Raw genomic sequence first — 20,756 nt, 5'->3', positions numbered from 1 at the left:
ATAACAAAATAAATTTCCAATTTCAAATATTATCTACTAGTTTGTTCAATCTGGACAGATTGGACACTTACATTTTTTGGGTAACAGGCATTCCCAAAAGACCCAATGCGTTTGATATTGTGTTCCTAAATGATTCCACCAGACAAAGTCTTTGATTTACTATTCCTGAATCTGGAGAATCAAGGACTTTGATGTTTTCATAAAAGCCATTAAAGGTTACAGCCAAGTCGTAGCAATAACGAGCTATTACCTTAGGTGAAAAGTTTTTGGCAGCATCACGAACTTGAATATCATACATTCCAATTTTCTTTACAAGTTCAATCTCATATTGGCTAGAAAGATCATCAAAAGAGACATCAAAGTCTGGGGCCATACCGGACTTTTCTAAAATTCTTACAGCACGGGCATTTGCATACTGGATGTATGGTGCAGTGTCGCCTTCAAGACTAAGGGATTTTGTAAGATCAAAAGTTATGATTTTATCAAGATCCTGCTTAATCATCTCATACCGCAGTGTTCCTATGGCAATGCTTTTAGAGATTTCATCAAGTTTTTTCTCATCAAGATCAGGATTTCGCTTTTTTGTTTCTTCAAATGTTTTGCCCTGGAGTAATTCCAATACAGAATCAGCACTAACATACAGACCCTTTCGGCCTGACATCTGTGTTTGTTTTCCTTGGGTATCAATTCCCAAGATTTTTGCAGTATCAGAGCTTAATGTCACCGATTCATAACCCAGATGAACATATGCATCAGGATTTGATTTGAATTGTGACATTAGTGATGTAATTATGTTCTGTAATCTGGATTGTCGTGAATCAATTACTGTAATTACTTTATCTCCAGCAAAGCTCGGTTTTTGATTATTATTTTTAGAAAGAGTAGTTTGCCATAAGACTTTATCATTTGGCTGGGGTACAGGATATTTCTCATAGTAAAATGGATCATCAAGCAAGCCCAATTTCCATGCAGCATAGGGAATATCTTTTGCAATGTATGTGGCAGTACCATTACTTCTTACTATTACTTTGTCTTCTTCCTTACCATCACCACGGATAACCCAACAATCTTTGTTTTTTCCATCGTTTTCATATTCAATTAGTTTTAGTTCTTGTAATTTTTCAAATATTTTTTTCCATAAACCTGAACGAATTATTTGTGATTCAAAATTTAGACAATCATAGTACACATCCATATTCCAACATGTTTCAAGCTGACATGCGAGAACCTTTTTTGTCACAGAATCAGCAAAGCTAGCAGTATCAGATACACCCTCTTCAATCTCTTTTAGTATGTTTTTTCTTTCTTCCTCTAGTTTTGGATCATTTTGATATTTTTCTGTAGTTTTTACATATACTTCATCCCCACAATAATGATCAAATTTCTGCCCAGATGGAGGTTCAATTGGAAATCCTAATTTGGTAAACCCAAGAACAATATCTGCAACCTGTAGACCAGAGTCATCAACATAATTAAGAACACTTACGGAATAATTTGCTTTTTTGAGAATCCTAGAAACACAATCGCCTATGATTATATTTCTAACATGTCCAATGTGAAGTGCTTTGTTTGGATTAACGCTTGTATGTTCAACAACTATCCGTTGCTTCTTTCCGATGTCAATATACCCATAATCAGGAGTGGTTGAATTTTTTAAAACTAATTTACAAAGTTGCTCTGGTTTTATTAAAAAATTAACAAAACCAGATGGATGAGGCTCAACTTTTGATATATAATTTCCCGGAGAATTATTGTATTCTTGAGAGATAGCTTGAGATATTTCAAATGGTTTTCTTTTCAACTCCTTTGCTAGCAAGAAAGACACATTGGATGAAATGTCTCCAAAGCCGGGCTTTGCAGGCTCTACACTAAATGAAACATTTGGAAATCCAAGTTTTTTTAAAATCACTCCAAGATTGGATTCAATTTCTTCAAGGATTTTCCTCATAGACATCATTATCACTCCGTAAATGTTGGCGCTAGTTTATCCAATGCCTCAATAACACCATCACCTGCATTCCCAGACACCGTTATTGATGCTTTTGATTTAACATGTTCAGAAGAATTTCCCAATGCTATACTTGTGTGTGCAAGATCAAATAACGGTATATCGGTTTCGCTATCACCAATTGCAATTACATCATTACGTTTAATGCCCAAATCTTTCATAACCCTCTCAAATCCGGTAGCCTTGTTTATCCCATGTGAATTAATATGAAATGCATATTGGCTGTCGGATAATATTACATCACACTTATTTTCTGCAAGAATTTTTTTAGCAGATTCTATATCAAATGTTCTTTGAAGTACTACTTCAGTTAATCGTGGAAAAACTGGTTTTTCAACTACATTTTCAATTTTTGACTGAATTAATGACAATGCATCTTTGCATATTTTGATATCACCTAACAATATGTGCTTATTTGAGCCAGTTGTGATGCACCCGCCATTTTCTCCTACAGCAATGTTAGTCGTCCCACCAAATACTGATAAAAGATATGCTTCTACTGAGGAACGACCAGATACAAAGATCACATTATGACCTTGATTCTTTAGGTGCCTAAGTGCATTTAGTGCCTCCAAATGGATTATTCCACCTCCATTTTCAGTAATAGTTCCGTCAATGTCTACTGCAAAAGTTTTTCGAGTCATAGGATGACTAAAATTAAAGAAGATAATATTTGCTACGTAAAGAAATATTCAAAACTAAAAAAAAGATATGTTTAACATGACAAAAAAAGGAATTCTTGATGAAGTTTTTAGTAAAGCTAGGTTTTCAGATGAACCTTCCATTTACAAAGTGATTTACAGAGATTACAATCAGGATATAGAGATGAATTTAGATGATTTTGTTTTAGAATCAAATAATTTTCAATCAATTCCTGCATCAAGGATAAAAGCAGTGATTCGAAAATCCAAAATAGTATTTCAAAGGAGGTCAAACAACTAATGGGAATTCCAGAGAAGATCAAAGCCATACAAGATGAGATGGCAAAGACTCAGATCAACAAGGCTACTGAACATCACTTGGGATTATTACGTGCAAAAATTGCAAAGCTAAAACGAGAGCAAGAAGAAGGTAAATCAAAAAAAGGTTCAACCACTGATGGGTTTGATGTAAGAAGAGCTGGTGATGCGACAGTTGTGTTTATCGGATTACCAAGTGTTGGAAAATCAACCCTACTGAATCGAATTACTGGTGCAAAATCTGCGGTAGGTGCATTTCAATTCACAACATTAACAGTAGTTCCAGGAATGATGGAATACAAGGGTGCACGCATACAAGTACTTGATTTACCTGGAATTATTAAAGGAGCATCAAGTGGGAAGGGTTTAGGAAAAAGAATTTTGTCAGTAGCAAGAAATGCTGATTTGGTTCTTTTGGTTTTAGATGTATTTCAACCATATCATGAAGATGTGCTTGTAAACGAATTGGGCAATATAGGAATCAGACTTAATCAAGACCCCCCAAATATTGTTGTAGAAAAAACTCACACCGGAGGCATAGCAGTTGCACAACAGATTAAACTCACAAAAATGTCTGAGAAACTTCTAAAGGACATATTGAATGTCTATGGAATGACCAGTGCAAGAGTAGTCATTAGGGAAGATATTACATCAGAGCAGTTAATTGATTTTATTTCTGGCAGTAAAACATATTCCAAGGCCCTAACAATCATTAACAAAATTGACCTAGTAGATGAGACATTTCTTAAGGAATTAAGAACTAAAATTAAATCAGACTTTATTGAGGTTTCAGCAGATTCCAACGTTAACATTGATTTGTTAAAAGAAAGAATTTATGAAAAACTCCGTTTCATTAGAATTTACATGAGACCAAAAGGTGGAGAAACAGACTTTAAAGAACCTTTAATCACAAGAGACGGTTCCACGATTGGAGATATTTGTGATAAACTTCATCGTAACATGAGAAAAGACTTTCGTTATGCAATGGTATGGGGAAAAAGTGTAAAGTTTGGTGGTCAACGTGTTGGAATAACACATGTTTTACAAGATGAAGATGTTTTAACAATTATCAAATCACGGTAATTTTTTTGAAAAAAAGTAATCAAGATAAGAAAAATGAAGATAAGATGGATCAGAGTTTTGAACAACGTTGGTGTAAGTTTTGCATCGATACAACACGACAAGAACTGATTTTTCTACCTGAAATGGCAACTTACAAACGTAAAAGACGTTTCAAATGTACAATTTGCGGACATACAAGTTGGTTACCAGGTCGTCGTCCATCAGCTGAAAGTGTTTATTGATCATTTTACGATCAAAAAAATTTGTTTTTCAAAAAAATTTCGTTGATAAATTGTTATCATTTTGTGTAATTTTCTTCATTTTAACTATAGAAAAGTAATGAAAATGTCGAATTCTCAATGGCTACAAAAAGAAAAGCAGCTCCAAAAAGACGAGCAGCTCCAAAAAGAAAAGCAGCTAGTAAAAGAAAAACCGCAGCAAAGAAAGGCGGCGCTAAGAGACGAAAGTCAACTGGTGGCAAAAAGAAAGCTGCTCCAAAAAGGAGAACCGCAGCAAAGAAAGGCGGCGCTAAGAGACGAAAGTCAACTGGTGGCAAAAAGAAAGCTGCTCCAAAAAGAAAAGCAAGACGACGATAATTTCGTCAAAAAATTAACAATCGTCAATTAAGTTGACGATTTGTTTACCTTTTTCTAAATTCATAATTGTTTTTTAACTAAACATCTGACCAGGCGGATTCGATTGTTTTCCTTTGACAGAAGTTTTTTCTACAGAGAATTTTCTTTCAGATGGAATTATAGATAGTTTCACTGAGGTGTTAATCGCATAGTGTGGCGTTCCATCAGGATTTGTAAAATTAGTTGCTTTCCCAACTCTGTCAAGATCTACTTTGACTTTAACAATGGTTCCATCTTCAAGCTTAAATGATACAAATTCATTTTCGAGTCTTGAGTAATCAAGCATCTTAAATTCAATTTTTTCTTTGTTTTCACTCATGATTTGTAAAAAGCGTTTTGATATTTTAAGATGACCACTAGTACAGGTAGCTCATCAGTTTGATTTGTTCCTCAGTAGTAATAATATTCTTGTTTGTTAGAATTTCTAATAGTTCTTTGAATAATGCTTTTTGTTCAGAAGACATACCACCTGAGGGGCCTTTCTCTCCCGGTGGACCGGGTGGACCCCTAGGACCTGCCTGACCAACTGGACCTTGTTCACCACGTGGACCTTGTTCACCTGCAGGACCAATTGGACCTAATGGACCGCGTTCACCTTGTGGACCTTGAATTCCTTGTGGACCTTGTGGACCTTTCTCACCGGGTGCACCTTGTGGACCTCGTTCACCTTGTGGACCTTGTGGACCTTGTGGACCCTTGTCACCGGGTGGACCAGGTGGACCATGTGGACCTTTTTCTCCCTGTTGTCCTTGTGGACCTTTCTCTCCTTTCTCGCCTTGTGGACCAGGAACACCTGTTAGACCTTTCTCACCAGAGGGACCTTGTGGACCTTGTGGACCCTTGTCACCAGCTACACCCTGTGGACCTTCAGGACCGGGTTCACCTAATGGACCTGGTGGACCTTGTGGACCTTTTTCTCCAATTGGACCATCAGGACCTCTAGGTCCTTTCTCACCAGGTGGACCTTGAATTCCTTTTTCACCAGATGGACCTTGTGGACCTGTCTCTCCTTTACCACCTTGCGGTCCGCGTTCACCGGTTAGGCCTTTCTCACCAGAGGGACCTTGTGGACCCTTGTCACCTTTCTCTCCAATTGGACCACGTGGACCTGTTGGACCGCGTTCACCGGCAGGTCCTGTTGGACCTTTCTCACCTTGTGGACCAGGAGGGCCGGTTGGACCCTTGTCACCTCTATCTCCTTTATCACCAGTAATTCCTTTTGGACCGATTGGACCCTTGTCACCCTGTGGACCAGATGGACCTGTAGAGCCTCGTTCACCTGGAGGACCGGTTGGACCCTTGTCACCCTGTGGACCAGGTGGACCAGATGGACCCTTGTCACCCTGTGGACCAGGTGGACCAGATGGACCTTTTCCACCAGGTAAACCGCGTTGATTAGAAACAGTCTTGTCACTTGAAAAACTAAATGAATCAGAAAGTGTCTTTTCTGAAAAACTAGAACGTGTAGGTTTTGGAGATGGAGGGGATGGCTTTGGTTCGGGTTTTGGCTCATCAGTTGTTTTCTTTGAATCACTTTTGCCAACTTTAACCTCAAAGACTGTGTGCAGTGAGGAGAATTGGTCCATTATGACAACCCAAACGGATTCAGAATCAAGTACAGATTGCGGAATGGGTTTTGATGATGTTCCTAATGTTTCAGTAAATTGACCATCCTTTACTCGCAAATGGTAGTTATCTTTCCAGAGAGTAGGGAAATTTTTAGCACGAATACTTTCTTCAGAAGGTTTTGAATCAGTTAATGAGATAGTTACTTCAAATACTCCAGATTGCCTAAATGGTGCAGAACCATGAATTTCTAATTTATCGTTAGATCTAGACACTATCGATGATGTAAATATGAAGTATTTCTGTATTTTCAAACAGGATTTGAGTATTCTAAGGCTAAATTTTGTAAAAACCCATGTAATGGTATTTAACTAGAAAAATGGCTTCTAGTCTCGAATGAAAAAGCCTTTTTCAAAAAAATCCAAGCCAGAGCTGCCAGATAAGAACGAGATATCAAACAAGGAAGAGACCAGCCTCACAGATTCTGACTATCAACGACGCAAATTATTCAAAAAAGGCATCAATCTAATGGCAGATGAAAAGTTAGAGGAGGCATCACTAGCATTTGAGCAGGCTTTACGCTTTGATCCCAATCATGTTGAAACATTACTAAAATTAGGATATGCCAGATTCCATTTAGATGATCATGCCGAAGCATTAAGGGTCTATGATCGAATTTTAGATATCGATGTAACAAATGCAGAAGCATGGAATCTAAAAGCTTTGGTTCATTATGAACAAAAGAATTATTCAAAAGCTTTGAACAGTGTTGAAAAAGCTATTGAGTCAGATCCAACTTATGGTATGGCATGGTACAACAAAGCATGTTTTCTGTCATTGTTGTCACAAATACCGGAATCAATTGATGCACTAAAGCGTTCAATAGAAATTGATGTAAAGAATGCAAGAAAAGCAGTCAAAGATAAAGACTTTACAAATGTCAGAGTTGAGGAAGGATTTAGAAGAATAATTGAAGTTGTAGTTTTAGAATCAATTAGACAAGGATACCATACAATTGGTTCAATAGTTTGGACGACATTTCTTAACAAAGCAGACGCAGAAGAATCATTAAGAAAATTATTAGAAAAAGGATTAATTGTAAAAAATGAAAAACGAGAAGGATTACACAAAATACCAATGTATGATTTAGCGCCAGAAATTGCCAGTAAAGTTGGAACAGAAAAGAAAAGTTTGCTTGGAATTAAAAGAAAGAAGCTGCCAGGTGCTGTGCAAAATCTCAAAGAACTTAGTCAGGCAATTCAACAAGTAAAGGCATCAATTGAAGAAGAAGATGTAGACAAAACGCTAGAAATTTTTGATTCGTTTATTAACACAGATAAATGCGGACAGCAAATGATTGAACAATTCTTTGAAGAGCATAGAGAAATTCGTCTCTGGAAAATTAGACTAAAAGATCATGGAGTCGATTACATCAAAGATAACAAAACAAAAATGCTAACAATGTTTGATAATATTGAAGTATCAGTTACAAAGCAACTCAGAAATGAGATTGCCTAATTACTCGGCTGAAAGATCCCAGTAATTTGCATATTCTTGTTTTGAAATAGGTTTTTCCAAACTCTTCCATTCTTTAAAAGAGCGAACATACAATTTTACATTTGGCATATCTACTGATTTGAGAGCATAATACGCCAAACCAGATAAAGTGCCAACACTACCACAGTAAGTAATAATCTCAGAATTCGGAGTAACTCCTCGATTTTCAAGTAATCTTTTCATTTCATCTTTTGGACGGAGGATTTTTTCCTTTGTCGCAAGCGTTCTGTAAGGGAGATTAATTGCTCCTGGAATATGCTGTTCTAGATAATTTAGTCGCTCACGATTATCCAATAGTGTTACATCAGATTTTTCTTTGGATTTCTCCAAATAGTCAGCTGTTGCCATGATGTCTGGACGCAGTGATAATTTGTGTGATTTTGATGATATAGATGGAATTTGAGAGTCATTTTCAAGACCAAGGGATTTCCATTGGCCATATGTGACATCTAAAAGTGAAACCTCATTGTGTCCGATATACTCCAACGTCCAAGCAACACGAGATGCAAGTGCGCCAAATGTATCATCATACACCACAACTGGAGTCTCATCATCAATGCCCATGTTTTGAAATAGTTTTAAAACGCGTTCAGGAGAATCATCAGATAATAAATTCGCAAGAGGAAGATTTACCGATGATGGAATATGATTTTGTTTATAGTCTTCTTCTCGTCTTACGTCAATTACTCTTACACTTTTATCACGAATCTCAGATCGTAACGAATCAGAATCAATTGTAATTCGAGTGTTTTTTTGTTGACTCAAGCAGCACATTCACCTTTACCGGTTCTGGTGTGATAGCTCTCACCACTTCCGTAATCAGAGTAAAAGTCTGCATCCTCATTCTTTGGAGGAGGAGCAATAAGAGAAGATAATGCATTTTTGATATCATTTACAGATTTTATCTCAGATGATTCATTGCCTGATACCACACGGTGTATCCACGACTTTAAAGTTTCATTATCCTTTTTGTTTTTCTTGAAGATCTCAATAATCTTTAAGATTACAGGAATAACTCGTTTTGCAGGAACACGAAGACAGTTAACGCCAAGCATTGTTTCACCATCAGAACGACCACCAAGAGACATCTGATAATTTGGATACATATCTTTTCCAACTCGTCCTCCGCCACCAAAAAATCCGATAGTTGCAATCCCATGTTGCCCACATGAATTAGGGCATCCACTTATCTTAATCGTAGAGTCACGTAGATCATCATCTTCATCGAATTTTAGTTCCAAGAATTTACGTTGAATCTCTTTTGCAAGCCTATGGGAATTAGTCAATGCCAAATTACACGAGGTTGTACCTGAACATCCAATTGGGGCAGCCATGGTTAGACCACCGGAATTTGCCAATCCTACTTCAAGTAATTTCGAGTACAATCGAGGAAGATCATCTTCACGCACATAACGAAATGCAATGTTTTGATTAAATCCTGCACGTCCCATTCCTTCTGAGGAAAAGTTTCTACAGACATCAGCAATTGCATGAAGTTGATTTGCGGTAATATCACCAGCTTCGAGTGTGAGAAATACGGTTCGGAATCCATCTTGTTTCTGTTTGATGGTATTTGTTTTGTACCACCTAGCATATCCATCAGAGTTTGTAGCTCCAGATTCATCACTGACTCGTATAGGAGATTTGATTTCATTTGGAGTTGTATCCACATCAAGATCAACAATAACTGATTGAGTGGCACGAACAATAGCTCTTTCTTTTAGAACAAGATTTTGAAAGTTTTCCCAACCCATGTCATTAACAAGGTAACGCATTCTATTTCTTGCAAGATTTTTCCTATCTCCTAGTCTATCAAAAATTCGAATAACAGCAATCGAAGTGTAGAGTAAATCATCTTCAGGGGTAAAGTCTTCTAATTGATGACCAACAAAGGATCTATTACCAAGACCACCACCTAGGAAAATTTTAAAGCCACGCTGCTTTGTCCCATCAATTTCTCTAATTTGTGGAATTAATCCCACATCTACCATTCGTACCATTCCATGTTCTTCACAGCAAGTAAAATTGAATTTGAATTTACGAGGAAGATTTTGATTCATGGGATTTCGGAGTAAAAATTTTGCAGTTGCTAGTGCATATGGTGTTGCATCAAACTCTTCTGAAGAACAAACGCCAGAAAGTGGACTGCACATTACATTTCTTACAGAGTTACCACATGCTTCTCTAGATGTTAATCCGACTTCTGCTAACCCACGCATAATTTCAGATACATCCTCTAAAACAACCCAATGTAGCTGAATGTTTTCACGAGTGGAAAAATGTGCACTTCCAATAGAGAACGCCTCACTAAGTTCTGCAATTTTATCGAGTTGATTTGGATAAACTTCTCCTGCAGGAAGTTTTATTCGAACCATGGCATAATCGCTAGTCATTCTAGTACCATATGCACCATGTTGTAATCTGAAGCGTCTGAAACTATCTTCATCATATTTTCCCTGTCTGAATAATTTTACAGTTTTTGCAAAATTATCAGCTTCTTCCATTCTAGCCCAGTTAATTTTAGGTAAGTTTGACTCGGGTCTAGATTGCTTTAGATTAGATACCGTCAATACTATGACAACTTCTTTGAGTTTGGATATAAATTTTTGAAACGAGGAATTTTAGCCTAAATGAGTTCAAATATGTACTTTATTTGCCTACAACTAGTCGTCAGAAGGAGTTGCATCTTAGTAGGACCTAATTTTTTTCAAAAATCTTTGCGAAAGTATTAATGTGTTTGACTAAAGTAAATTTTCATGCAAGAAGCTGCTAGTGCTCAAAAAGATGAAAAGATCTTTACCGATGTTCGCGAAGTAGACATCACCAGAGCAATAGCAGCTGAGTTTAATTCAGTTTTTATGGACAGGGCAGAGTCTGATGTAATAATTATTGGTGCAGGACCTGCAGGATTAACAGCAAGTAGAGAATTATCAAACATGGGTTTCAAAGTTTTAGTGATTGAGCAAAATAACTATCTTGGAGGAGGTTACTGGTTAGGAGGATACATGATGAACCCAGTCACGGTCAGAGAACCTGCGCAAAAAGTTTGGGACGAATTAGGAGTGCCATACAAAAAAGTTGGAGAAGGATTGTATCTGACACCGGGTCCACATGCAGTATCTAAATTAATTGCAGGAGCATGTGATGCAGGTGTAAAGTTTTTGAATCTTACAAAATTTGATGATCTTGTTTTAAAAGATGGTCGAGTAGCTGGAATTGTTGTTAATTGGATGCCAGTATCTGCACTGCCAAGAAACATCACATGTGTTGATCCTGTAGCACTTGAAGCAAAAATGATAATTGATGCATCAGGTCATGACTCTGTGGCAGTAAAGCGTCTAGTTGACAGAGGGTTAGTAGAATGGAAAGGAATGAATCCCATGTATGTTGCAGAAGGAGAAGATGCAGTAGTAAGAAAGACTGGTGAAATATTTCCAGGGCTGGTTATTGCAGGAATGTCAGTTACTGAAACTCATGGACTAGCAAGAATGGGACCAACATTTGGTTCAATGTTGTTTTCAGGTAAAAGAGCAGCAGAGATAACTGCAGCAAAGATAAAAGAATTAGGAACATAATCAATAAAATTCAGATTGAAGATATCACAAGTTTTTCTTTATGATGAGCCTTCTGTTCCTGAGATTAACATAAAACACGTTTCAGATTTCATCAGGGAAATATTTGGTATTGATGTAAAAATTCAGAAAAACATTCTAAGTTTTGGGGATGACAGTATTGCAGAAAGGATTGCTTCGTGTAGGGTTTTTAATCCAAGAAGGCCTTTTGAAAGGCATTATCCAACTCAGGAAGAAATAGAGTTTGAGGTAAGAAACGAATCAGATTCGGCAACTACAGAAAACATAATCATGTATGATGGATTTGAGTTTCAGAATATTATTTCAGAATTAATTCCTAAAGAAGAGCAGACCTTTGAAAACCTACACATTGCGTTTACAAATAAGCTAATGTGTACTTATGATTACAATGACTATAGATATCATGGAAGAGCCTTGATTGGTTCGAATCCATCAATTATCTCAACAACGGGAATTATTGAAGCACCTGCAAAACCTAGAGAGTATTACATGGAATTAATTTCCAACATGACACAAGGATTAAACTTGGAATCAGTAAAGAGAAAATATTCTGGAAGATATCTAGAATATCACGATAAGCGTCTTGATAAAATTGTAGAAGGGTATGTTTTGCAAGCAATGTTTTACTATATCACAGGCGAGGCATTTTGTGATTCACTTGAATGTAGATTACACAACGCCCATTGGCAAAAAGACCTCCTATATTCACAATTAGAAGTAGGAAGACTTTGTGAGAAGCATCAAAGAGTCCTAGAAAATTTGTGAATGACTTAAATTAATGAAAAAGTTCGTTGAAACATGATGTCAGATTCTTCTGGTTCCACAGTTTTAGAACGAAAAGAGGATTCCCCAAAGATGCCTGACAAAAAAAAGACAAAGTTTGATGTAATAATTATCGGTGCAGGTCCTGCAGGATACACTGCAGGAATATATTGTTCTCGTGCAAGACACGACACTTTAATTCTCTCAGGAATTTTACCTGGAGGACAACTAGTCAACACTACGGATGTAGAGAATTATCCAGGATTTGAAAATGGAATCATGGGACCAGATTTAATGATCACAATGAGAAAACAGACTGAACGAATGGGAACTACAATCATAGATGATGAAGTGGTTAATGTTGATTTCAAACACAAACCATTCAAGGTTTTAACAGCAACTGAGGAGTATGAAGCTAAAGCAGTAATAATTGCCACAGGGGCAAGTCCAAGAAAATTAGGAGTAACAGGTGAGCAATCATTTTCTGGGAAGGGAGTATCATACTGTGCAACATGTGATGGCCCATTTTTTAGAAATCAAGAGATAGTAGTTGTAGGAGGAGGCGACTCTGCAATGGAAGAAGCGACATTTCTAACAAAATTTGCTACCAAAGTACACATCATTCACAGAAGAGAGGAATTGCGTGCAAGTAAAGTAATGCAAGAGAGAGCATTTGATAATGAAAAAATCAAATTTCATTTTAATTCAGAGATAGAAGAGATCAAGGGAGACCAGAAAGTTCAGCAAGTAACTCTAAAAAATTCCAAAAATAATGAAAATAAAACAATAACTGCAGGAGCAGTCTTTGTAGCAATAGGCCATGATCCTAACACAAAATTATTTACAAATCAAATCGATTTAGATAAACAGGGTTACATTATTTTAAAAAATAGAACAGAGACAAACATCCCAGGAGTCTTTGCTGCTGGAGATGTTCATGATCACAGATATCGACAAGCGATTACGGCTGCAGGTTATGGATGCATGGCAGCAATTGATGTCGATAGATATCTTGGTGAAGAGTAAGCAAAAATTCAGTAATTCAGCGCAGTGTGTTCAGAAAGAACAAACATCTACAGATACCATTTTTTGTTATTTTGTAATCTAAGGTTTGCTAGCAAATAACACAAAAACTAGTTTTAAAATTGGAGGGATGATAGGAATCATGATTTTACTACTAGGCATTGCAATTATGTTTGGAATTTATCAGATGTCAAAAATAAGTCAGGACATAGTTACTATTGCAGAAAGTTATTCACCATTGCAAGACACGTTATCAAACATCAGAAATCAAAAAGCAAATCAAGACTCTAACATAGAAAAAATTTTCATGTATACATTAAATGGTAATGAAGAATTAGCCAATGAAGCTAAAGAAGAGTTTTGGTTTAGTAGTGGAGTAATAGATTCAGAATTCTCCAAAGCAAAAAAAATTATTCAAGCAGGTCAGAAAACCGCAGATACGTTTGAATCAAATCTAAATTTTCAAGTTTTAGATGAACGAATTGGGGAGATAAAAAATGATCACATATTATATGATATTGAAGCTGGAAATACCTTATCAAAAATCACTAGCTTAAATTCTCAAGAGATAGAATCAGCAAGAGTAAATTTGATCAGTCAAGGTCAGAATATTCAAAAAAATTTAGAGGTCATGTCCGATGAAATTTCATTTTATGTAGATAATACAACTGTGCAGATTTCACAAAATGAATCTGATGCATTATTTGGTCAAGTAATCATAATTACAATAGTAGGAGCGATTGCTGGAACATTGGTCTTACTTCTAAGCAGAATCAATAGTGATTTGAAAAAGGAAGTTGAATTAAAAACACTGGAACTGAAAAATGCAAATGAAAAACTCCAAAAACTTGACAGAATGAAAGACGAGTTTATTGGAATTGCATCACATGAATTAAAGAGTCCTATTCAACCAATTTTTGGATTTGCAGAGCTTGCAAGATCCGGCGATATTGATCAAAATGAAGCATGGGATGGAGTTACTGAGCTTGCAAAAAAACTTCAGGATCTAGCTAACGATGTTTTAGATGTTAGCAGATTAGAAAGCAATCGATTAATCCTACATTTAGAAAAGCTTAGAATAAATGACATAATTTTAGGAGTCACAAAAGGATTCAAACTTAATCAAAATGAAATTGAAATTAAAGAAAAATTAGATGAGAATATCGAGATAAGCTTGGATAGAGTCAGAATTGAGCAGGTTCTTAGAAATTTGCTCAACAATGCTATGAAATTCACTTCAAAAGGCACCATTGAAATAACATCACATGTCAATCAGGAAAAAGATGAATTACAGGTTCTAGTTTCAGATTCAGGAAAAGGAATACCCCAAGATATTTTGCCTAACATTTTTGAAAAATTTGTGACAAAAAACCTAGATTCAGAAAATCAAAGTGGAACAGGATTAGGATTATTTTTGTGTAAAGGAATTATTGAAGCTCATGGTGGTAAAATTTCTGCAAGAAATAAAAAAGATCAAGGTGCAGAATTTGAAATCACCATACCCATAAAACAAGAAATCAAGCAGGAAATAATTCCAAACTAATGAATTCGATTGTCTGTCTGAACTAAACACACTCTAATTAATTTGCATTTTTCATACGAGACAAGTAGAATTGAACATATTAGTTGCTGAGGATAACATGTTTACTGCACAACAGTACAACAAAATACTTGAAAAAAATGGCCACAATGTTACCTTGGCAAGAGATGGGGAAGAATGTATTCAAAAATTCCAACAAAAATTAAGTGAATTTGATTCAATTGAAAATCCTCCATTTGATGCAATATTATTAGATAATAATATGCCAAAGAAAAATGGAGCAGAAGTTGCCAAAGAGATTTTAGAAAAAACACCCCAGCAAAGAATAATCTTTGCATCTGCATATGATATTGATGCTTTACTAAAAGTACCAGAGAACCTCAAACAATCACTAGAAGTGCTTCAAAAACCATTTTCACTTACTAGTATGCTAGATAAACTAGAAAAGAACTAAATCACATATAGACAATATCAGAAAGATGTTTTGCCTGAGTCAGGTTTTTATCAAATTCATCTTCTGACATTATATTCTGCTGAGCGTAGATGCTCTTGAATTTTCTGCCATCATCAGCAAATATACCAACGACGCATGCATTATCATCTATAGAGTATTTTTTCATCGAAGCATATACTGCTGCAGATGACGGGCTGATAAGGAGTTTATCTTTAAGGAAGACCTCTTTTACAACTGCAAAGGCTTCAGCATTTGTCACGGATATCCAGTCATCCACCACATTTTCACGTTTTAGAAACAAGTCAGGCTTTGCAGATTCTTCAAAATTTCGCCATCCTTGTATCAGGTGATTTTGTTGCGGCTGACAGCCAATTATCTTCACGTTAGGGTTTTTTTCTTTAAGAAAAGTCCCAATACCGGTTATCGTTCCACCGGTTCCAACACCAGTGAAAAAATGAGTTACCTTACCTGCAGTTTGTTTCCAAATTTCAGGACCGGTTCCTTTGTAATGTCCCATAAAATTTGCTTCATTAGCATACTGGTTTGGAGAATAATATGTGTCAGGTCTTGATGATGCAATAGATGTTGCTAATGCAATGCTTTGATCAGTTCCTGCTCCAACCTTTGGGCATAGATCATCACTTGTCTCATAGACTTTAGCACCCAAAGATCTTATGATGTCTTTAGTTTCATTGCTAGCTTTTTCAGGAATTACAATTTCGGTTTTGTATCCAAGTAAATTTGCTATTCCAGTCAAGGCAATGCCAGTATTTCCAGAAGTAGGTTCAATGATTATACTCTGACCTCGTTTTAGAATTCCTTTTTCTTCTCCATCTTTTATCATCCAATACGCAGCTCGGTCTTTTACAGAACCAAAGGGATTATGACCTTCAAGTTTTGCAAAATAATCTTTATTTTCAGATGAGAGAGATTCTAATTTCACAAGAGGAGTGTTGCCAACTCTACTGAGTACTTCTTCATCAGATACTGTTTTTGTGGCCAATTATTATTTCACTTTCTTAATGGAGAATTCAATTACATTATCGTTTTTTTTCATACTTAATAGTTGATGACCATTTCTTGTAACCCATCTGGAAATATCGTCTTCTGCTGCAGGATCGTCAGCCAAAACTGTAAGAGTCTGACCTACTTGCATTTTTTCAATTTCAATTTTTGTTCTAAACACAGGTTCTGGACAAAACAAACCAGTGGCATCTAATTTTTTTTCTGATTCTGACATGTTAATTATACAGCATTAATCACGTTTTGTCATATTAAAATCTATTCGAGTTTAGCTTGTCCTACTTCATTAAAATGCCATCTTCAACATTGAACCAATGTTTCTATCCTTCATGGGAAAAGGATCATAATCTTGGAAATTTATTTTACGAGATATTCTCTTCATTGCAAAAATTGCAAATTTGTAAAATAAAATCCACAGGTAGCTATTAGGATTACGCTCAAATAATTCTAGCAGCAATGAAAAAATTTTTTTTGATTTTGGATAAAACTGTGTCATATAGTCATGAATGAATTCAGTAGAGTTATCAATTTTGTACCGCAAGTGATCAATTGTTTCTTTAGCAGTAGCATAACCAGTTTGTTGAATAGATATTTTCTTATGTTTCATAGCAGATAAAATTGAATCTAGGTTATTCTCAGATTCAATCACATTTACACACCTACCCAAAGTTGAAAGGACGTGTGAATCACTCCCTGCAACTCCTGTAATGTTGTGCTCTTGTGCAAAAATAGTGGCCTTGGTATTTGCTAAAACATCAACATTATTACTATTGAATACTTCAATCAAATCACAATTTTGTGCTTTATCCCGAAGCGCATCTAAAAGACTAAACGGATGTGGAGCAGAAGATATAGCATCTTGTTTTTTTATTTCATCTAAAATTTCTTCAAAGGATAAACCAGCTTTAATTGGTTCAGATATTCCATATGCGATTATATGAGAACCATCGTTGGTAGAAATTTCTTCAGCAGGGTAAATTTGAATATTTTTGAATTTTTCATGATCGTTTTTGTAATTTAGTAATTCCCTGTATCCATCCAATGTATTATGATTAGTTACAAAGAGAGAGTCAAGACCTAGCTGATATGATTTTTCAATTTGTTCTTGTATGGTAATGTTACAATCATACGGTGCATCAAGTTTACCAACATGAAAATTTGAGAATTCATTATGGCAATGAAGTTCGGTCCTTAATTGCTCCAAGACAGTCTGTTTAAAAAAAATCAGTACATATATGTTATAATCTTTGTCTGAACTTAACGGAACAAATCCTCATTCTCTTTACGAATTAACCCAGAAGAGTTTCCATCGGTTTGTTCATACTTTAAATCCCGTATTATTGCAAAAGGGCAATTTTGGGTTTTACCTCTAACTAATTCTGCGGCACTGCATAATTCATCAGCAATTGCAATTGCAGTAACACGTAAAGTTTTTCCAAATGAATCTTTTTTTCCTGCATAATCAATTATTGGATCAAGGCCAGATACACCAATTGCACAATCAGTCTGTCCCATTCTAAAAGGCCTACCAAATGTATCAGATATTATTATTCCAATATTTTTTCCTGTGGCAGAGAGTACTTCACCACGTAGCTTTCTTGCAGACTCGTCAGGATTCTTTGGTAATAAAGCTGCAAATCCTTTCTCAATATTGCTCTCATCTACGCCAGCATTTGCACAGACATAACCCAAGTTTGTCTCTACAATCAAAATTCCATTTTCCATGCGTATAATGCGCTTTGATTCAGATAGTATGATTTGAACTAATTTAGGATCTTTATCATAAGAAGAGGCAATTCCTACAGCAAGAAGAGATGGAATTACAGAGTTAAGATGAATAAGACGTCCTTCCATTTTAGAAATAATTTTTTGTGACACAATCAAGATATCCCCATCCTCTATAGCAGGCTTGAAATTTTTTATTAAATTAACAAGATTTTCATTTTCTTCTATCTCATGTTTGATTTTTATCGGTATTACTTGCATGATCTGTAGAATAGTTCAGGGTATAAAATGTGATTTATGCTAATGTCGGGGTTTCTAATTTCATATTGTAGTGCTTGTTGATAATATCAAGAATCTTGGAAAGATCCTTTTCTTCAAGAGTGGTTGTTGCAAGGTCCTTAACTTTATCCTGAGCTCTAAATGCTATACCCAATCCACAGATATCAAACAGTTTGATATCATTGGCACCATCCACAACTACAACAATATCGTCTTTTTTTTCATTCCATTCACTAATTTTAATTCTAGCGGATTTGGCTTTATCAGAATCAACATGAATCTTGACACCATCAAGTTTTCCGTCTTTGAAAATCAATTCGTTTGAATAAACATGATCAAGGCCCAATTCTTCTTTTAATCTATCAGTCATTATTGTAAAACCGCCAGACACTGCCATAATCTTCCAACCAGCAGACTTGAGAATCCTACAAGCCTCTTTTGCACCAGTCATTATTGGTAAAGAATTTGCAACGGATTCACATGTCTCATAACTTAATCCACGTAATGCTTCAACTCTAGTCTTAAGACCTTCTTCCCAGTTAATAGCTCCTTGAATTCCTTTTTTGGTGATTTCCCAAATTTCGTCTTCTTTGTTTAATTTTTCTGCGAGAATCGGTAAGTATTCAGCATCAAAGAGTACGCCTTCAACATCGAAAATTGCCAACAATTGTTTTCTGATTTCATCTCAAAAAATTAATTATATTAAAGTTTAAATTCAATTTTGGATCGGGACCGCTAGTAATAAATCGAACATAATTATGGTATTTTTCATGGACGAACTTGAACACAAATACGAAGTTGAAGTAAAATCAACTGAGAAAAGACAAAAGATTCCAGATGACGTAAAAGCAGAATTGAAGGAATCTGGAATGATGGACGATAAAGGAAAACTAAAGTTAAAAGGAGTTAGTCCAAAAATGCTCAAACGAATGAAACAAGAATATGTCGACTGCCCAATTTTAGGTGACGGTACACATTTCATACAATGTTTTGTTTGTTCAAATTTCCAGAGCAGAGTTATGGGCAATGTTCTCTGTAAAGGGGACCCTCTGAAATAACCAAAGTCATAACTATCCACGAAAGGCTCATTAGTGAAAATTCTCAACAAAAACCAGCTTGAGTAAGGAAGTAGGCATAACTGCCAAAAAAAATGACGATTTCAGTGAATGGTATACACAAGTAGTACTGAAAGCACATCTTGCAGATTACGCACCAGTTAAAGGATTAATCGTACTTAGACCAGATGGTTATGCCATTTGGGAATCATTAAAAAAAACTTTTGATGAAAAATTCTCAAAGCGAGATATTCGTAATGGATTTCTACCAGTATTAATTCCGGAATCACTTTTAGGAAAAGAAAAAAAACATTTTTCCGGATTTAACCCAGAAGTTTTTTGGGTAACCCACTCGGGTGAAAATGAGATTGGAGACAGACTAGCATTACGTCCAACTTCAGAAACATTGGCCTACTCGTTGTACTCCAAATGGATAAAAAGTTGGAGAGATCTTCCTTTGAAGATAAACTTCTGGAATACTGCACTTCGTGCAGAGATTAAAGCTACCAAACCTTTTCTTAGAACATCAGAATTCTTATGGCAAGAAGGGCATACAGTTCACACAACACAGCAAGAAGCTGAAAAAGAAGTGCTTGCAATTCTTGAAATTTATAAAAAAACTGTAGAAGAAGAGTTAGCTATTCCAGTAATAACAGGTGTTAAGAGTGAAAAAGAAAAATTTGTTGGAGCAGTGTATACGACAACGATGGAATCAATGATGCCTGATGGCAAAGCACTCCAAATGGGAACATCGCATTTTCTAGGACAGAATTTTTCTATACCATTTGATGTCAAATTTGCCGATAAAGATAATGTGGAACATAACGCATGGCAGACATCATGGGGAGTATCATGGAGACTAATTGGAGCAATGATAATGACACATGGTGATGATAAAGGATTAGTTTTACCACCAAAGGTTGCTCCAATACAAATTGTAATTGTTCCAATTTATTATTCAGATGAGGATGAGAGCAAAGTTATGACCAAAGCCACAGAAATAAAAGAAAAGTTAGAAGTAAAAAATCTCAGAATTCACGTAGATAATAGAAAAGAGATCACACCAGGATACAAGTTTCATGATTGGGAATTAAAAGGCATACCACTCAGAATAGAAATAGGTCCAAAAGATATTGAAAAGAATAAAGTTGTTATTGCAAAACGTCACAATAAAGAAAAACTAGATGTTGAATTTTCTGCTATTGACTCAATTCCAGCAATTTTAGATAATATTCAAGATGCTATGCTCCAAGAAGGAAGAAAAATTCTAGAATCCATGATAAAGACAATTTCAGAATACGATGAGCTAAAAAACAATATTGAGAAAGGAGGTTTCTTCAAGGCACCTTGGTGTGGAAAAAAGTCATGTGAAGAGAAAATCAAAGATGAAACAGGGGCAGATATCAGAGTGATTCCTTTTGATTCTGAAGATTCTACAAAAAAATGTATTTTTTGTCACGAACAAAGCGTGATGATGCCATTATTTGCCAGAGGATATTAACCCAAAATATATAG

Annotated in this window: 23 protein-coding genes; 12 read left to right on the top strand and 11 right to left on the bottom strand. The window is 35.8% G+C overall.

The window, feature by feature from the left end:
* Nucleotides 1-67 precede the first annotated feature (67 nt).
* Together argS and DWQ18_03025 are read right to left on the bottom strand one after the other, a co-directional pair.
* Nucleotides 68-1,954 (bottom strand): arginine--tRNA ligase, encoded by a 1,887-nt coding sequence (argS, locus tag DWQ18_03030; GenBank protein ID RDJ34329.1) that lies wholly within the window; start codon nt 1,952-1,954, stop codon nt 68-70.
* A 5-nt stretch (nt 1,955-1,959) separates the two neighbouring features.
* Nucleotides 1,960-2,652, bottom strand: coding sequence for a phosphoglycolate phosphatase (locus DWQ18_03025; GenBank protein RDJ33901.1), 693 nt, complete (start codon nt 2,650-2,652; stop codon nt 1,960-1,962).
* 76 nt (nt 2,653-2,728) lie between these two features.
* Between DWQ18_03025 and DWQ18_03020 the strand changes: the two genes are divergently transcribed.
* The 4 genes from DWQ18_03020 to DWQ18_03005 all read left to right on the top strand — a co-directional run bounded on the left by DWQ18_03020 (nt 2,729) and on the right by DWQ18_03005 (nt 4,625).
* On the top strand, nt 2,729-2,950 hold the full coding sequence (locus tag DWQ18_03020; protein ID RDJ33900.1) for a DUF504 domain-containing protein: 222 nt from the start codon (nt 2,729-2,731) through the stop codon (nt 2,948-2,950).
* On the top strand, nt 2,950-4,050 hold the full coding sequence (locus DWQ18_03015; GenBank protein ID RDJ33899.1) for a GTP-binding protein: 1,101 nt from the start codon (nt 2,950-2,952) through the stop codon (nt 4,048-4,050). Before DWQ18_03020 ends, DWQ18_03015 begins: the two co-directional genes overlap by 1 nt.
* Nucleotides 4,051-4,055: 5 nt before the next feature.
* Nucleotides 4,056-4,271, top strand: a complete 216-nt coding sequence (locus tag DWQ18_03010) for a hypothetical protein (GenBank protein ID RDJ33898.1) — start codon at nt 4,056-4,058, stop codon at nt 4,269-4,271.
* A 117-nt stretch (nt 4,272-4,388) separates the two neighbouring features.
* Nucleotides 4,389-4,625, top strand: a complete 237-nt coding sequence (locus tag DWQ18_03005; protein ID RDJ33897.1) for a hypothetical protein — start codon at nt 4,389-4,391, stop codon at nt 4,623-4,625.
* Between the two features lie 73 nt (nt 4,626-4,698).
* Here the strand turns inward: DWQ18_03005 and DWQ18_03000 are convergent, their stop codons facing one another.
* Together DWQ18_03000 and DWQ18_02995 are read right to left on the bottom strand one after the other, a co-directional pair.
* On the bottom strand, nt 4,699-4,983 hold the full coding sequence (locus tag DWQ18_03000) for a hypothetical protein (GenBank protein RDJ33896.1): 285 nt from the start codon (nt 4,981-4,983) through the stop codon (nt 4,699-4,701).
* Between the two features lie 37 nt (nt 4,984-5,020).
* A complete protein-coding gene (locus DWQ18_02995; GenBank protein RDJ33895.1) occupies nt 5,021-6,505 on the bottom strand; it encodes a collagen-like protein in 1,485 nt (494 codons plus the stop codon).
* 121 nt (nt 6,506-6,626) lie between these two features.
* Here DWQ18_02995 and DWQ18_02990 point away from each other — a divergent pair, with 121 nt between their 5' ends.
* Nucleotides 6,627-7,748 (top strand): tetratricopeptide repeat protein, encoded by a 1,122-nt coding sequence (locus DWQ18_02990; GenBank protein ID RDJ33894.1) that lies wholly within the window; start codon nt 6,627-6,629, stop codon nt 7,746-7,748.
* On the opposite strand, the gene DWQ18_02985 is transcribed toward DWQ18_02990, so the two are convergent.
* Together DWQ18_02985 and DWQ18_02980 are read right to left on the bottom strand one after the other, a co-directional pair.
* Entirely contained in the window at nt 7,749-8,561 is an 813-nt protein-coding gene (locus DWQ18_02985) for a sulfurtransferase (GenBank protein RDJ33893.1), read from the bottom strand.
* Nucleotides 8,549-10,357 carry a nitrite/sulfite reductase gene (locus tag DWQ18_02980; protein RDJ33892.1) on the bottom strand — a complete coding sequence of 603 codons (1,809 nt, stop codon included), beginning with the start codon at nt 10,355-10,357 and terminating at the stop codon, nt 8,549-8,551. The genes DWQ18_02985 and DWQ18_02980 overlap by 13 nt, the downstream gene beginning before the upstream one ends.
* A 186-nt stretch (nt 10,358-10,543) precedes the next feature.
* Between DWQ18_02980 and DWQ18_02975 the strand changes: the two genes are divergently transcribed.
* From DWQ18_02975 to DWQ18_02955, 5 genes are all read left to right on the top strand, one after another.
* The gene (locus DWQ18_02975; GenBank protein RDJ33891.1) at nt 10,544-11,362 is read left to right on the top strand and encodes a thiazole biosynthesis protein; all 819 of its coding nucleotides are present in this window, start codon (nt 10,544-10,546) and stop codon (nt 11,360-11,362) included.
* A 15-nt stretch (nt 11,363-11,377) separates the two neighbouring features.
* The gene (locus tag DWQ18_02970) at nt 11,378-12,145 is read left to right on the top strand and encodes a hypothetical protein (GenBank protein RDJ33890.1); all 768 of its coding nucleotides are present in this window, start codon (nt 11,378-11,380) and stop codon (nt 12,143-12,145) included.
* Between the two features lie 33 nt (nt 12,146-12,178).
* On the top strand, nt 12,179-13,168 hold the full coding sequence (gene trxB / locus DWQ18_02965) for a thioredoxin-disulfide reductase (GenBank protein ID RDJ33889.1): 990 nt from the start codon (nt 12,179-12,181) through the stop codon (nt 13,166-13,168).
* 85 nt (nt 13,169-13,253) lie between these two features.
* Nucleotides 13,254-14,708 (top strand): sensor histidine kinase, encoded by a 1,455-nt coding sequence (locus DWQ18_02960; GenBank protein ID RDJ33888.1) that lies wholly within the window; start codon nt 13,254-13,256, stop codon nt 14,706-14,708.
* Between the two features lie 70 nt (nt 14,709-14,778).
* The gene (locus DWQ18_02955) at nt 14,779-15,159 is read left to right on the top strand and encodes a response regulator (protein RDJ33887.1); all 381 of its coding nucleotides are present in this window, start codon (nt 14,779-14,781) and stop codon (nt 15,157-15,159) included.
* 1 nt (nt 15,160) lies between these two features.
* Here the strand turns inward: DWQ18_02955 and DWQ18_02950 are convergent, their stop codons facing one another.
* The 5 genes from DWQ18_02950 to serB all read right to left on the bottom strand — a co-directional run bounded on the left by DWQ18_02950 (nt 15,161) and on the right by serB (nt 18,853).
* Nucleotides 15,161-16,162, bottom strand: coding sequence for a cysteine synthase family protein (locus DWQ18_02950; GenBank protein RDJ33886.1), 1,002 nt, complete (start codon nt 16,160-16,162; stop codon nt 15,161-15,163).
* A gap of 3 nt (nt 16,163-16,165) precedes the next feature.
* Complete coding sequence (locus DWQ18_02945) at nt 16,166-16,399, bottom strand: sulfurtransferase TusA family protein (protein RDJ33885.1); 234 nt, start codon at nt 16,397-16,399, stop codon at nt 16,166-16,168.
* A 69-nt stretch (nt 16,400-16,468) separates the two neighbouring features.
* Nucleotides 16,469-17,386, bottom strand: a complete 918-nt coding sequence (locus DWQ18_02940; protein RDJ33884.1) for a PHP domain-containing protein — start codon at nt 17,384-17,386, stop codon at nt 16,469-16,471.
* 53 nt (nt 17,387-17,439) lie between these two features.
* Nucleotides 17,440-18,168 (bottom strand): coenzyme F420-0:L-glutamate ligase, encoded by a 729-nt coding sequence (cofE, locus tag DWQ18_02935; GenBank protein ID RDJ33883.1) that lies wholly within the window; start codon nt 18,166-18,168, stop codon nt 17,440-17,442.
* A 34-nt stretch (nt 18,169-18,202) separates the two neighbouring features.
* On the bottom strand, nt 18,203-18,853 hold the full coding sequence (gene serB, locus DWQ18_02930) for a phosphoserine phosphatase SerB (protein ID RDJ33882.1): 651 nt from the start codon (nt 18,851-18,853) through the stop codon (nt 18,203-18,205).
* A 103-nt stretch (nt 18,854-18,956) separates the two neighbouring features.
* Between serB and DWQ18_02925 the strand changes: the two genes are divergently transcribed.
* A complete protein-coding gene (locus tag DWQ18_02925) occupies nt 18,957-19,244 on the top strand; it encodes a hypothetical protein (protein ID RDJ34328.1) in 288 nt (95 codons plus the stop codon).
* 58 nt (nt 19,245-19,302) lie between these two features.
* Nucleotides 19,303-20,742 (top strand): proline--tRNA ligase, encoded by a 1,440-nt coding sequence (locus DWQ18_02920; GenBank protein RDJ33881.1) that lies wholly within the window; start codon nt 19,303-19,305, stop codon nt 20,740-20,742.
* Nucleotides 20,743-20,756 lie beyond the last annotated feature (14 nt).

Source organism: Thermoproteota archaeon (genome assembly GCA_003352285.1).
Lineage (GTDB): Archaea > Thermoproteota > Nitrososphaeria > Nitrososphaerales > Nitrosopumilaceae > PXYB01.
The sequence above is the reverse complement of the archived record's forward strand: the minus strand, read 5'-3'. Positions and strand labels throughout refer to the sequence as shown.